The organism is Corynebacterium aurimucosum, from assembly GCF_046895345.1.
Lineage (GTDB): Bacteria > Actinomycetota > Actinomycetes > Mycobacteriales > Mycobacteriaceae > Corynebacterium > Corynebacterium aurimucosum_G.
In genome coordinates, this window is sequence record NZ_CP160096.1 from 796,064 (window position 1) to 809,897 (window position 13,834).

General features: G+C 56.7%; 13 protein-coding genes and 1 pseudogene. 7 read left to right on the top strand and 7 right to left on the bottom strand.

Annotation, left to right across the window (positions count from 1 at the left end; all coding sequences use genetic code 11):
* Positions 1-47 precede the first annotated feature (47 nt).
* The 4 genes and pseudogenes from ABZS45_RS03895 to ABZS45_RS03910 form a co-directional block, all read left to right on the top strand.
* Positions 48-965: a pseudouridine synthase gene (locus ABZS45_RS03895; RefSeq protein WP_412100717.1), complete on the top strand. Its 918-nt coding sequence runs from the start codon at positions 48-50 to the stop codon at positions 963-965.
* The gene (gene cmk / locus ABZS45_RS03900; protein WP_412100718.1) at positions 965-1,675 is read left to right on the top strand and encodes a (d)CMP kinase; all 711 of its coding nucleotides are present in this window, start codon (positions 965-967) and stop codon (positions 1,673-1,675) included. The genes ABZS45_RS03895 and cmk overlap by 1 nt, the downstream gene beginning before the upstream one ends.
* The gene (der, locus tag ABZS45_RS03905; RefSeq protein WP_412100719.1) at positions 1,668-3,296 is read left to right on the top strand and encodes a ribosome biogenesis GTPase Der; all 1,629 of its coding nucleotides are present in this window, start codon (positions 1,668-1,670) and stop codon (positions 3,294-3,296) included. Before cmk ends, der begins: the two co-directional genes overlap by 8 nt.
* A 213-nt stretch (positions 3,297-3,509) precedes the next feature.
* Positions 3,510-4,163, top strand: a pseudogene (locus ABZS45_RS03910) (anaerobic C4-dicarboxylate transporter family protein); the annotation flags it as partial.
* A 7-nt stretch (positions 4,164-4,170) separates the two neighbouring features.
* Here ABZS45_RS03910 and ABZS45_RS03915 read toward each other — a convergent pair.
* The 5 genes from ABZS45_RS03915 to ABZS45_RS03935 form a co-directional block, all read right to left on the bottom strand.
* Positions 4,171-4,779, bottom strand: a complete 609-nt coding sequence (locus tag ABZS45_RS03915; protein ID WP_412100720.1) for a response regulator transcription factor — start codon at positions 4,777-4,779, stop codon at positions 4,171-4,173.
* A gap of 16 nt (positions 4,780-4,795) precedes the next feature.
* Positions 4,796-5,890: a sensor histidine kinase gene (locus ABZS45_RS03920; RefSeq protein ID WP_412100721.1), complete on the bottom strand. Its 1,095-nt coding sequence runs from the start codon at positions 5,888-5,890 to the stop codon at positions 4,796-4,798.
* Entirely contained in the window at positions 5,887-6,681 is a 795-nt protein-coding gene (locus ABZS45_RS03925) for an ABC transporter permease (protein ID WP_412100722.1), read from the bottom strand. The genes ABZS45_RS03920 and ABZS45_RS03925 overlap by 4 nt, the downstream gene beginning before the upstream one ends.
* 13 nt (positions 6,682-6,694) lie before the next feature.
* Positions 6,695-7,633, bottom strand: coding sequence for an ABC transporter ATP-binding protein (locus ABZS45_RS03930; protein ID WP_412100723.1), 939 nt, complete (start codon positions 7,631-7,633; stop codon positions 6,695-6,697).
* Positions 7,634-7,739: 106 nt separating this feature from the next.
* Positions 7,740-8,582 (bottom strand): class I SAM-dependent methyltransferase, encoded by an 843-nt coding sequence (locus tag ABZS45_RS03935; protein ID WP_412100724.1) that lies wholly within the window; start codon positions 8,580-8,582, stop codon positions 7,740-7,742.
* Between the two features lie 100 nt (positions 8,583-8,682).
* Between ABZS45_RS03935 and ABZS45_RS03940 the strand changes: the two genes are divergently transcribed.
* Positions 8,683-9,684: an alpha/beta hydrolase family esterase gene (locus ABZS45_RS03940; RefSeq protein ID WP_412100725.1), complete on the top strand. Its 1,002-nt coding sequence runs from the start codon at positions 8,683-8,685 to the stop codon at positions 9,682-9,684.
* A gap of 11 nt (positions 9,685-9,695) precedes the next feature.
* On the opposite strand, the gene ABZS45_RS03945 is transcribed toward ABZS45_RS03940, so the two are convergent.
* A complete protein-coding gene (locus ABZS45_RS03945) occupies positions 9,696-10,901 on the bottom strand; it encodes a site-specific DNA-methyltransferase (protein ID WP_412100727.1) in 1,206 nt (401 codons plus the stop codon).
* Positions 10,902-11,473: 572 nt separating this feature from the next.
* Here ABZS45_RS03945 and ABZS45_RS03950 point away from each other — a divergent pair.
* Positions 11,474-11,680 (top strand): antitoxin, encoded by a 207-nt coding sequence (locus ABZS45_RS03950; protein ID WP_412100728.1) that lies wholly within the window; start codon positions 11,474-11,476, stop codon positions 11,678-11,680.
* Between the two features lie 240 nt (positions 11,681-11,920).
* A complete protein-coding gene (locus ABZS45_RS03955; RefSeq protein WP_412100729.1) occupies positions 11,921-13,330 on the top strand; it encodes a hypothetical protein in 1,410 nt (469 codons plus the stop codon).
* A gap of 221 nt (positions 13,331-13,551) precedes the next feature.
* On the opposite strand, the gene ABZS45_RS03960 is transcribed toward ABZS45_RS03955, so the two are convergent.
* A complete protein-coding gene (locus ABZS45_RS03960) occupies positions 13,552-13,800 on the bottom strand; it encodes a hypothetical protein (RefSeq protein WP_412100730.1) in 249 nt (82 codons plus the stop codon).
* Positions 13,801-13,834: the final 34 nt, after the last annotated feature.

The following is a 13,834-nucleotide window of genomic DNA, read 5'->3' on the forward strand; positions in this document are numbered from 1 at the left end:
TGTTTCGCGCCCAGCAAATTGAAGAACTATTGAGAGGACACACTCCCGTGACTCCACCCGCTCGCCGCGACGGCACACCGGAAAAGAAAAAGCGTGACAGCGACATGATCGTCTCGAACGCTAAGCCGGCTCGCCACCAGCATGTAAAGAAGAAGGCCACCGCAGATTCCATCGCCCGAGACCTAGGCGCGGATTGGCTGGTAGCCGGCAACAACAAGAAGAATTCCCTGAATCAGGGCGAACGCCTCCAAAAGGTGTTGGCCAAGGCCGGCGTTGCTTCGCGCCGCCACGCTGAGATCCTGATCGATGAGGGCCGAGTCGAAGTTAACGGTCACGTCATCATCAAGCAGGGCACCCGTGTGAACCCCAACAAGGACGTCATCCGAGTTGATGGCACCCGCATCAACGTCAACGAAGAAACACAGTACTTCGTGCTCAACAAGCCCCGCGGGATGCAGTCCACCATGTCGGATGACATGGGCCGGCCTTGTGTGGGTGATGTCGTGGCTGATCGCGTCGTGGCAGGTCAACGCCTATTCCACGTCGGGCGTCTCGATGCTGACACCGAGGGCTTACTTTTGCTGACTAATGATGGCGAGCTTGCTAACCGCCTCATGCACCCTAAGTACGAGGTTTCTAAGACTTACCTGGCTACCGTGCTGGGGGAGGCCGATAAGAAGCTGGTTCGCCAACTGCGCGAGGGCATCGAATTGGAAGATGGCCTGGCACAGGCAGATTATGTGCAAATCGTGGACAAGAACCAGGGCTATTCGCTGGTGCGTGTCGAATTGCACGAGGGGCGCAAGCACATCGTTCGCCGCATGTTGAAGGAAGCCGGCTACCCAGTCCAGCGCCTCGTGCGCACTAAGCTTCACACAGTACAGCTGGGCGATATGAAGCCTGGCTCGCTGCGTGCTCTGAACTCCAATGAATTGACCAGCCTGTACAAGGCGGTGGGGATGTAATGATTTCAAATATGCCTGATCAAGGCCTCATCTTGGCTGTTGACGGCCCCTCTGGGACCGGTAAGTCCACGACGTGCCGTGCGCTGGCCAAGCGGCTTGAGGCGAAGTATGTCGACACTGGGGCGATGTACCGCGTAGCTACTCTGGCTGTACTGCGCGCAGGGGTGGACCCGGCAGATACTGAAGCGGTGATTGCCGCGACTGCAGACCTTCCCCTTGAGGTCTCCGATGACCCTGATTCCACTCAGGTTATCTTCGATGGTGAAGATGTTTCCCGCGTTATCCGTGAGGATGAGGTCACTCGCAATGTTTCGGCGGTATCGGCAATCCCGGAAGTACGCCAGAACCTCGTCGAGCTGCAGCGCAAGCTTGCCTCCCAAGCCCACCGCGCGATTGTGGAAGGCCGCGATATCGGCACCGTGGTGCTCGCTGCTGCCCCCGCAAAGGCCTTCATGACGGCCAGCGCCGAGGTCCGCGCGCAGCGCCGCCACGACCAGAACCTCGCCGCCGGCATTGAATCGGATTTTGACACCGTGCTTGCCGACGTCGAACGGCGCGACGCCGCAGACTCCTCCCGCGCCACCTCGCCGCTGCGCCCCGCTGAGGACGCGGTGCTCGTCGATACGTCCGAGATGACCCGTGGGGAAGTCCTCGACGCACTCATCGCTGTCGTGAAAGAATCGGCTGCAAAGGAGGCCTCGAATGACTAATGAACCGCAGAATCCGGACCTGAATCCCGAGCAGCAGCCGGAAGAATTCGAGACGGAGTTTCATTACCCGGTAGGCAAGCTCGAGGAAGAGGTCGTGCGCGATCCGCACGGCGGCTGGGCGCAAAAAGATTTCGATTCCGAGGATTTCGACTACGAGTTCGACGAGTCAGAATTCGACGACTCGGAGTTCGGTGAGGCCGATTTCGACGAGGAAGAAGATATCGCCGAAGGTGACACCCCGCTCAGCGAGGAGGAATGGGAAGCTCTATCTCACGCCTTCGGAGTAGTCGGGGAACACACTGAGGAAAACCTCTGCACGGTGGCTGTGGTGGGGCGGCCGAACGTGGGCAAGTCTTCCCTCGTTAACCGCTTCCTTGGCCGGCGTGAAGCAGTGGTGGAGGACCATCCTGGCGTGACCCGTGACCGTGTGTCCTACGTGGCGGATTGGAATGGCCAGCGCTTCTTCGTTCAGGACACCGGTGGTTGGGATCCGAATGTCAAGGGCATCCACGCTGCCATCGCCCGCCAAGCAGAGCAGGCTATGGAGACTGCCGATGTCATCGTGTTCGTGGTGGACACCAAGGTGGGCATCACGGAAACCGATGCTGTGATGGCTCGAAAGCTGCAGCGCTCCGAAGTTCCGGTCATTCTCGTCTCGAACAAGTTTGATTCGGAGACGATGTATGCAGATATGGCCGAGTTCTACGCGCTGGGTCTGGGCGATCCGTGGCCGGTATCCGCCCAGCACGGCCGGGGCGGCGCCGACGTCCTGGATGAGATTCTGCGTTTGTTCCCCGAGGAACCGCGCCATTCTTCGATTACCTCCGGGCCCCGCCGCGTAGCGCTAGTGGGCAAGCCAAATGTGGGTAAGTCCTCGCTTCTGAATAAGCTGACGGCGGAGGAGCGCTCCGTCGTGGACAATGCCGCTGGCACGACCGTTGATCCTGTCGACTCCTTGGTGCAGCTGGATCAGCGGCTATGGAAGTTCATCGACACTGCGGGCCTGCGCAAGAAGGTCAAGAACGCGCAGGGGCACGAGTATTACGCTTCGCTGCGCACGCGCGGCGTGATCGACGCGGCCGAGGTGTGCATCATGCTTATCGATGCCTCCCAGGAAGTCTCCGAGCAAGACCAACGCGTTCTCAACATGATTTTGGAAGCCGGTAAGGCTCTGGTCATTGCCTTCAATAAGTGGGACCTTGTGGATGAGGATCGCCGTTACTACTTGGAGCGCGAGATCGATGAGAACTTGCGTCACCTGCCGTGGGTGACCCGCGTGAATATCTCGGCGGAGACCGGCCGCGCTCTGCAGAAGCTGGAACCCGCCATGATCGAGGCTCTCGAGAGCTGGGATCAGCGCGTGTCGACTGGTCAGCTCAACAACTGGATGCGCGAGGCAATCGCCGCCAACCCACCGCCGATGAACAATAACCGCCTCCCGCGCGTGCTGTTCGCTACCCAGGCATCCACGCAGCCGCCGACCATCGTGTTGTTTACCACCGGCTTTCTGGATGCGGGTTATCGCCGCTATTTGGAGCGCAAGTTCCGTGAGCGCTTCGGTTTCCATGGCTCGCCTGTGCGCATCGCGGTGCGCGTGCGCGAGCGCCGCCAACGCCGATAAAATGTCCGGTTTGTTGACATTCTGGTCGGTGTCCGAGTAGGACGGTGCTCTTAACAGTATGACTGTTACGCCGGCATTATACCGCAAGGGCGAGCAAATCCCACCCTTTTGAGAGTTTGATTATTTGCTCGTCCTTTTGGTTGTGTCCGATTGTGCCCATATGGATAGGCTGTTCAACGAGAGCACCGGTTCGCTGATGAATGAGGTCTTCCCAAGGAAGCTAAGTGTTCCGTAGCTGTGTTCCTTGTCGCTATCGCGTGCGTGGTCGTTCTCGGCGCCTTCGAGTTCTTGCGTCCGGTATTCCCCGGCAAGGATGGGGAGCTGAGCCCGCTGTCAATGAACCTGGTCATCCAGATGATTATGTTGGTCGCAGGCGCAACTATTTTGTTGAGCTGCAAGGTCGAACCGGCAAAGATCGCTTCGACCCCGGTCTTTAAGGCCGGTATGACTGCAGTGTTTTCAGTCTTCGGCGTGGCCTGGATGGCAGACACCTTTTTCCAAGCCCACATCGATGTCCTGGAATCCAACCTTGGCAGTGTCGTCGAAGCCGCTCCATGGGCCTACGCTGTCGTCTTGGTTATCGTGTCTAAGCTGGTCAATTCCCAGGCTGCGGCACTCGTAGCTATTGCTCCCATCGGGCTCCAGCTAGGCATTGACCCAGCGGTCATCGTGGGCTTCTACGGTGCTGCTTACGGCTACTTCATTTTGCCGACGTACCCCTCCGATTTGGCCTGCATTGGCTTCGACCGAACCGGTAAGACACACATCGGCAAATTTGTCGTCAACCACTCGTTTATCATCCCCGGCGCGATTTCCCTCGTTACCTCCTGCGTGGTTGGTTCGGTGCTCGCGCAGATCCTGCTCTAAGCCCCTCTTAAATCCAGCCGTTAGCTTCGGCTCGCCGTGCGGCTTCGAAGCGATTTCCTGCCCGCGTCTTCGCCATGATGGCGGAGACGTGGTTGCGCACGGTCCCACCACTGAGGTGCATCTGTGAAGCGATGTCGGCGGAGCCGAGTCCACGGAGTAGCAGGCGACAGACCTCTACTTCTCTTTCGCTCAGAGGATTGTCGGGGGAGAAGAGAATATCTTGAGCAAGCTGCGGATCAATAACACGCAAACCTGAATGGACACGACGGATGGCATCAGCGAGTTCGTCGGGAGGGGTGTCCTTGACCAGAAAGCCATCGACACCTGCCTGGAGCGCACGCTTGACGTAACCAGAGCGGCCAAACGTGGTGACGATAAGGCTACGGCAGCCAGTATCCGCGATAGTTTGTGCCGCATCGATGCCGTTCATGCCGGGCATTTCAATATCTAGTAGAGCCACGTCAACGCTGTGCTCAGCGACGAGTGCAGCGACCTCTGTCCCGGAAGCGCAGTCCGCTACGACTTCTATGTCCGGTTCGGTGTTGAGCAGCGCAGTGAGCGCTCCGCGGACCAGTGACTGGTCTTCGGCGATAAGAACTCGGATCGAAACTGTCATTGCTGGTGAGACTCCTTTACCTCGGGGCGCCTTCAAGAGTCAACAGGACGGTGGTTAAGCCGTCACTGCGCCGGATCATTACTTCACCACCGGCGTCGTCAGCGCGGCGGCGCAGACCGGCGAGGCCCGTGTCGCCGGCGGCAAGCGCCTGCTTAGCGTCCTCCGTGAAGCCGCCGCCGTTATCCGTCACTTGCAAGGAGTTTTCGTCTAGGGTCACCCAGCACTCCGTGGCACCAGAATGCCGCACCACATTGGTGGTGAGTTCCCGCAATGCCCAGGAGAAAAGATCCTCATGTGACTGGGGCCGCGTAAATGTATCGGGAAGGTGGGTTGTGATTCCGGCAGTGTCCAAGATGCGGCGGGCCGCCTGGATCTCACCGGCAAAAGTGGGGTTCTTCATCCGTGTAACTGTCGAGCGGACCTCCGCAAGGGACATCCTTGAAAGAGCGCTAATTTCCTCGAGCTCAGTGGCTGCTGCCGACGGATCATGGTCGATCAGGCGGCGGGCTACTTCTGATTTGAGATTAATAGCCGTGAGGGTATGACCGAGGAGATCGTGAATATCTGCGGCGATGTCTTCACGTTGTTGAGCTAAATCCAAGTCGTGGCGCAGGGCGGTTTCAGTGTCATCGCGCTGCGATAAAGTGCCCAGCGTCAAGATGAGCAGCGGCCACCCGAAGAGGATGAGTGCGAAATCGATAAAGCGCTGTTCCGCGAAAAACCAGAGAGGAATACCAACTACGGCACCGGTCAGGGCAATGATGGTGGACGCTGTTTTGAGCGGTTGTGTGAAGGACACTAAGGCCCCAAGGTAGGGCGCGAAGACCACAGCCCAAACACCGTGAGATGGAATAGCTAAAAGTGCTAGCAGTGCGAGGATGAGCCACCACGTAGCAACGCGACGCTGGTAGGACCACTCCTGTGGGTAGGAATGCAACGTTCCGAAAGCAAGAGAATAGGCCACGCAGAAGACGACGGTGATTGCCACCGCCCAGAAACGTTGCCCTGCGGAAGTAGTGGGCCGGAAGAGGATTTGCAGCAGTACCGGAAGGAGGAATATCAGCCAGACTGCGGCGAAGGTGGCGTCGCGGGCCTTGAAACTGCGCATCATGCTCGGTTCTTGTCGCGGTTGCGAAGAAGCAAGCACATCCCGACGAAAAGCACTGTCCATACCGCGATATTAACCCATGCGTACCAGAGAGGATCCTCGATAAAAAGCCGTTGGCCATTGATCATTTGAGCGCCTTCAGACAGCGGCCAACGAGCAAGGGCTTGCGCGCCGTACATGGGGGAGAAGCGTCCTACGTCGAGGAGATTCTCCTTGAGAGGCATAAAGACATTTCCGGCAAAGGCGAGGATGACGATGCTAGAGGAAGCAATGGACACAGTGTTTTCCGAGGGAATGAGCATGGCACAGGCCATGCCGTAGAAGCCGAAGGGGATGGCGCAGGCGACGGTAGCGAGAAAGCTCAACGCCCATTGCTCTGGCTGCAAGTTGGCTTTGGTCAGCGCCCCAGTGATGAAAACAGCGAGGATAGGCAAGATAGCTCGAACCGCAATGTTGAGGAAGTGAGCAATTCCCAGCTGGACAGGCTGCAGGGGAGTAAGAGCCAATTGCCGGCCCCACCCCGCGCGGTTCTCTGCGATCATTGAGCCAGCAGCGCCTACAGCACCTGTGGCACCGGCATAGAGCGCCATGCCGATCATGACCATGGCAGCAATGTTGCCGCCATTGAATTCGATGTCTCCGTACTCCTGCATGGCGCCGAAGAGAATGTAGAAGATGATCGGTAGCCCAATACTAAAGAAGAGCGTTGGTAGGTCGCGGCGCAATCGCTTGAGGTCGTGACCGGCGTACCGTAGCGTAGCGGCAAGGTTGGGTGATGCCATGCGTGTGCTCATGGTGGTTGTCTCCTTAAAGATCGGCGGTAGTCGGGGATGCGTTCGAAAGCTCCAGGAAGGAATCCTCCAAGCTATGGCCAGCGATGGTGATATCGCGAGCTGCAGTTTCCGTGAGCAGGAAGCGGGCCACAGCGTCAGAGTCCCGTGTAGTGATGGTGAGGCCAGTTTTGGTGCGCTCTAGGCGGACAACTCCCGGAAGATCAGCACTCAAGAGGGAATCAGGCAGCCCATCGGGAAATGTGGCGCGGATAATCCGGGTGGAGTTAGATGTGCGGATCTCCTCCGTGGAGCCGTCGGCTTGAACTTCGCCCTTGTTGAGCATGACGATGCGCTGGGCAAAAGAATCTGCTTCCTCAAGGTAATGAGTAGTAAGGACGATGGTCCGGCCGGATTCAGCCTCGTGGTGCATGGCCTCCCAGAAGTGACGCCGAGCCGCGGCATCCATGCCGGCCGTGGGTTCGTCGAGAAGCAACAGCTCCGGATCCCCCAACAGCGCTAAGCCGAACCGCACACGCTGTTGCTCGCCGCCGGAGCATTTCCCCACCCGGCGCGAGAGAATATTGCCTAAGTTCGCGCGCTCAATAATGTCCTTCAATGGGCGGTGGGATGGGAAGGCCGCGCCAAGGAGCTCGAGGGTTTCCTTCACCGTGATATCTGGGAGTAAGCCGCCGGATTGCATGACCGCGCCGATGCGTCCAGTCTTCGCTGCTTCCTTTGGCGAGGTGCCGAGCACGTTAATTGTCCCTGAAGTTGGACTCGTGAGCCCAAGGATGAGGTCAATGAGCGTGGTCTTGCCAGCGCCATTCGTACCCAGCAAACCGACGATTTCACCCCGTTGAATGGTGAGGGAGACGTCGTGAAGCGCTGACACAGGTTCGCGGGAGGATGCGTTGAAGACCTTGCCGACGCCTCTGACATCTACGACTGGTGGGAGTGTGCGTGTTGTGTTCATATCTTCACGCTATGGCTGTGAAGCATTCGCAGCGTAGAAGAGGTGTCACCAATCAGTGATGACAGTTGTCATGGCTGCCGAAGGCCCGCTCCTGGCAATGGCGGAACTACTCGCCAAGGCGGCCCAACAAGAATGCATCCGTACGGTACGGGATGCTCAGCGCTTGTCCGGAGCTAAACCCCATGTGCTCGTAGAGGTACCAGTTGAGGTTGTGCGTCATACGTTCATGGATTTTCTTGCCATTGCGCAGCCAGTAAGAGCGAGTATGCATGAGCGCATGTAAATCTTCGGGACTCAACTCGTGTTCCCACGTTAAGCGCACCTCTTGGCGAAGAGACCACGGATCGCTAAAAGCAGGATAAAAACCGGGACGGTGGACATCTCCCGAATGCATGATGCGGGAGAGCCGGAGAATCCATGGGTCAGCGTTAACGTCCAGCGTATTCCACACCAAAAGGACTTTTCCTCCTGGACGGAGAATTCGGTCAAACTCTGCACATGCTTGCTCGACATCAACCCAGTGCCAGGTTTGAGCACAGGTGATGGCGTCGAGGGAGGCGGTATCCGCAGCTGTGTTCTCAGCGGTGGCGCGCCAGCAGGGAATCCCCAGGCGTGCCAACACTCGTGTCATATCAGGGGAAGGATCGCTGGCGTAGATTACGGGATTGGTCAGAGACTCGGTCAGTTTCCCGGTTCCTGCCCCAACGTCGAGGACCGTGTGTGCAGAGGAAACAAGTTGCGATACTTCCGGCGGATATCCAGGACGAGCATCGTGGTAGACGTCGGCTCCTTGTTGGAAAGCTCGGGCAGAATGCACCCGCTGTTGAGCAGTGCCGAAGTTAGGAGATTCCTTTCCGGATGCGTGCCGGTAGCTGGGGTAATGCTCGGGAAGTGGGTGCGGAGAGGGTGTGCCCAAGGAATCGGATGGGTCGGAAGGCAAAGAGCTCATGATGCCCTCAAACTTACCGTGGTGCTGCAGGTTCGTGGATGTTGGTGGGATGTTTTAAGGTGGACGAGGATATTTTCCGATAATGAATGTGGCGAGGGGAATGATGGGCGAAGATTCCGCAGCGCGGCTGCGCCGGTTGCGTGCGCTCGCTGGGGCTGTCGCCGTCGCGGCAACTGTCATGGCGTTGGCGTCGTGCAGCTCACCTGAAGAGGAAGCACCAACGTCAACCTCCCCAGCAGAGTGGACAAATGACCTCGGTATCCCATTAGCCCCAATGCTCGTTGGCCCAGAGCCTGGACACACGAAGAAACTTCGGTTGGCCTCTGGGCGGAGTTTCCTCCTCCATGTACCCGAAAACTACACGCCTGAGCGCTCTTGGCCGGTGCTGCTTTCTTTCCACGGATATACGGACTCCCCGGAAAATATGGAGCAGTACAGTCAATTCAATGCCGCTCACGCCATCGTTGCCTACCCAGCGGGGGAGAAGGCCGCATGGGCGCCAGCCCCTTACGCCGCTACTAGCGCGGAAGAAGACCTAGAATTCGTTAGCGCTCTCGTGGATAGTCTGCGTTCTACTTATGAGGTGGACGATAACGCCATCTATGCCGCAGGTCTGTCCAACGGCGGGGGGTTCGCAGCCTTCCTGGCCTGCCGGATGCCGGGCACCTTTCGTTCTGTAGCGACAGTTTCGGCGGCGTATTACGAAGGCATCCATACAGATTGTTCAGATAAACCTGTAGGCCGTTTGGATATCCACGGTACGAAAGACCCCGTGGTTAATTACGAGGGCGGAGTGCGCCACGATACTGCCTATTCTTCAGTAGCAGAGGTGCTTGGGCAGGATCAGCGGCGCAATAGGTGTCGAGGCGACGTCGACTCTGTGCGCCTGACAAACGGTGCCACCAGAGAGACCTGGACTGCCTGTGAAGCGCCGCTACAGCACATCCGCATTGAAGGCGGATCCCACGTATGGCCGGGCGGAAACAATGACACGAAAATCGAAGTCGGACAAGGATTCGCCACCGATGCAATACTGGATTTCTTTGGCATTCCCGGCCGTCCGGAAGGCACCGAAGAGCACGGAGTGGCCCAGGACCGATAAAGTGTTGGGCTCTAGGCCAAGGCGAAGTGGTCAAAGGGCACATTGAGTGAGCGAACCCGCGCGAGACAAATATCGGCAACCGTTTCAAAACCCGCTTGGCGCGCGGCGCTGGACGGATCTGTGGGGGCAGGTATTTGCACCAAATGGAAAGAGCGCTGGCCACCGTCTTCGCGGTTGAGCTCAACGACAGCTTGGGCGGTGGTCCCCGAGCCGGCGAAAAAGTCCACGACTATCGCATCTGGACCGCCGGCGATTGAGATGAGGTGTTTGATAAGCCGTACTGGTTTAGGAAAATCAAAGACACCCGTGGTGCCAAGCGCCTCCTCGGCATCTCGGCGGCCCGTGCGTGTGACTCCGAACCGTTCCCCGTCCAGAATGGAACGAGGCCGTGCACCCTTCTTTTCGTAGTTCTTGGTGTAGACAAAACCGCGCCTGAACACCAACTCATCGTAGTGCTCAGCGACCTTGTCCTTACCCCACCGCCAGCGGGCAACCTCTGATTTTCCTTCTGGCTGATGAGGCCAGTACTCGCGGCCATCAGGGGCGACGATGGGGAAGTCCAGACTGGGTAGATAGCCCAAAGTTTTAGAGTCCAATCGGACTAAGGAGTAGTTGCCCTTCTCGTCGCTGTGGTTGTAGCGGGTTGAGGTCTGCGCCTCAATATCCACGTTGAACCCGTTGTTCGCTGGGGACTTGGCGTAACACAGTACATATTCGTGCTCTATTACGGCATACTTCGAGTCATTTTTGCCAGTCCCACCCTTCTTCCAAATGAGTTGGCCTGCAAAGCAATCCTCCCCAAAGACTTCATTAAGGATCAGTCGAAGATGGGCGCACTCCGATTCGCCGATGGACACCAGGATGAAGCCTGTATCAGCAAGAACCTCACGCGCCAGAATCAAGCGCGGCAACATCATGGAAAGCCAGTCAGCATGCCATTGACCAAAATGCTCTGAGCGCATGTCGCGGCGCTGCCGGAAGTTATCGCGATAGACAAAGTCTTTACCAGTGTTATACGGGGGGTCAATGTAGATGACATCCGCGCGAAGACCCCGTCCGATAAAATCACTCAGCGCTGCTAGATTATCTGCCACGTTAACGCTGTTGGGGGAAGAACCTACGCCGCTGATCAGTGTTCGCTTGCTCGCTAGTTTTTCCTTAGCTAGTGCAGCAGCTTCTTCCTTGCCCGGCCATACAAGGCCGAATCCTGAATCCATCTTGGTGGAAGCGCTCTCCACGGAGAAAGGTGAGCTGTGAAGAGAGTGTCTGGCAGGACGGGAAGCAGGCGTGGAATGGGACGAAGGCATCGTGGTGGTTGCTGTGATGGTGATAGAGGTTAAGGGCTAAAGGGGCCGGTTAGGAACTGATGCTCTATTCGCCTCACACGACGATGACCGAAAAGAGCACATAGAGAATTGTGTCTCAGAGTCCAAGCCTTCACAAATGAGAAGGTGACGGCAAGCGTCAAGTTGTTGAACGAAAGGGGTGGATTGTGGGGGTGGGGGCAGTGTAGGGATTCTTAACGTTCTCAGAGTCTAGGGTTTGAATAGCGTCAAGCGATGTTGTCATTATCAATTAATAGCTTTTGTGGCGAAGAGTCTAGCGCGTCGGTACGGTGGTATGTCGTGGTGGCGCGAAGGTCGAATGTAGCGACCATAGTGTATTTGTTTGCTGCGTGGGGAGTTGAGGAAAGCTTCGTACGATAACAGGAATCACTCGGACGTTGATGCATTCGGCTGTTGGCGGCTATCACTGTTAGAAATAGTGATTCAACGAAAGGACCGTAGAAATGGGTATTTTTGACAAGGCAAAGGACGCGCTGAACACCGATAAGGGTGAGCAGATTTCGGATAGCGCACTGGACAAGGGGGCAGACCTGGCGAAGGGAAAGCTGGGCGAGGACAAGGCAGATAAGATTGACTCTGCGCGTGACCAGCTTGATGAGCGCATCGGCAACCAGGGTGCTGAGGCTCCCGAGGGTGATGAGCGGAAGTAAAGGTTTTCCGACTCTCCGGCATGACAGCCTTAGGTGGCTGGGCATGTCATGTAAATTATACAGTCCTGTCCGCCTCGCGGACAGGACTGTATAATCTTTATGGTGATGCATAGTTCTTAGCGCGTTTGACTCGGTCATGGAGTGATAAGCGCCGGGCCGAAAACTGTGAATAATCTATAAATATTCCTATCTTGTGTTTATGGAACTAAAAACCGCTATTTCCTAGGTAGGCTAATCGCTGTGATTACTTCAGTAGGCGTGGAACACGGTAACCGGCCCTCTCGGCAGCTACTTATTGAGCAGGCCGGCCGGGTCATTACCAAGGCGGGCGTTGATAAAGTCCGCCTTCGCGAGGTAGCAGACCAAGTCGATGTGCCCTTTGCGGAAGCTCAGGCGCTGTTTGCCTCTGAGGCTGAGCTTGTTGAAGCCACTAAACACTCACTCAATGACGCATTGATCTCAGTGGTCGATTTGCATCTAGAACGCCTACCTGAAAACGCAACTGCAGTAGATAAACTTCGGGCCACAGGTCTGTCATATTTTTCTTTTGCGGTTGAGGATCCTTCTGCCTTCGCGGCATTTACTGCAGTCCACGCAACGCCGCGGTTGGAGCTTACAGCGGAGGATTTCGCCAATCCCGATGGGCACGCTGAGAAGTGTCCTATTATGCGAATCCTTTTTGGGCTGACCGAAGAAGCTATTAAGGAATCAGGCGGCCCAGAGCTCGGTGCAAAGGGGACTCTGCTTTCAGCGTTGTCTATCTTCTCACACCTGCACGGCGTAACGCAGCTCGCTGCTGAAGGAATCTTGCGCTACCTTTCGCCGGCAGCCAAGAAGCAGACTTTTAGTGCTGTTATGGATACTCTCAGCGTTGGTCTTTACCCGTTTTTTAGAGGTGAGCGAGTTGAACGCACCCTTCCTTATGGATTGGTGGGGGAGCAGCCGGAAGCGCTTTCGACAAAGGCTAAGGATCTCCCACGCGCGACAGAAGAAGAGCAGCGTTCAGCGCTACTTCGGGGTGCTGTTGAGGAGATTCTTGATCGTGGTGTAACCGGGCTTCACATTGGCGGGGCTGCAAATCGTGCAGGCCTCAGCGTTCAAGAGGCGGAACACCTTATTGAAAGTGATAAGGAACTAGCTAACTACCTTGAGCGCTGTCTGGACAAGATCAACTATGAGTTCATTTACCGCCAGGTGGCTGCATTGCCTGAAGATGCTAGTGCCGTATCCAAGATTAAGGCCACAGGTTATGGGTATGTCTCACATGCCCTGTATGACCCACAAGGTTTCGATACGCTGATCAAGATTGCATCTGGGCCAATCGTCCCCATGTCATTCGAAGATAATTTCCTCCCGAATGCAAACAAAGCGGTCGAGCTCGAGCGCGACTTTAGCGAATTTGGACGAGCCTTTGGCTTCATTATGTCTCTTGTGCGCGAAGTGATCGATGAGGTTGATGGGCCGCGCACCCCATGGGTCCTTTTCACCCTCGTTATCTCCGTGTGGTCCGGCGCTCACGGTCTTTCCATGCTGAGCACTAAAGGTCCGTTGCGTGGTTATGACTCAGACTTTATTTTTGAGGTCCTCACTCAGTATATGGATATCGAATTTGGCGGCATCATGCGAAGCCTTAGCGGTATGGCAAACTAGTTTCACTCTCGTGACGGTGCAGCGTTCCTAGTTGGCCGCAACGCTTATCACGGCTAATCTCCGCTTCCTTAAGGGGAACCGGAGATTTTTCTTCTTAGTTCTTCCGTGTGAAGTTACTTTGTGACGGGTGAGATATGCGTATTTTCTAGGTGCATTTGTGTGGCCGGAGGAGGAGAAAGCCCGCCGGGGTGGGGAGGCGCCGCTCCGATGCCGTCGTAGACCTAGAGCTCACCAGCCAGGCGAAGGCGCCGCATCTGGTTTTCGGTGAAGGTCCGTTCGGCCAGTGATTTGCCTGCACCGTCCTGCAGATGCACCACGACGTTAAGCCCGAGTTCCTCGAGGTCTTCTACGTCCTCGCGGTACATTGCCAGCGAGCTAATGGTGCATTCCTTAGGGTTGATATGGGAGGCGAAGATCTCCTTGACTGCGTCGACGTTCGCGTGCTGGGCGGGCATAGCAAGCATGATCATGTGGGCCTGACCCCCGGAAAGTAGACACGTCGGG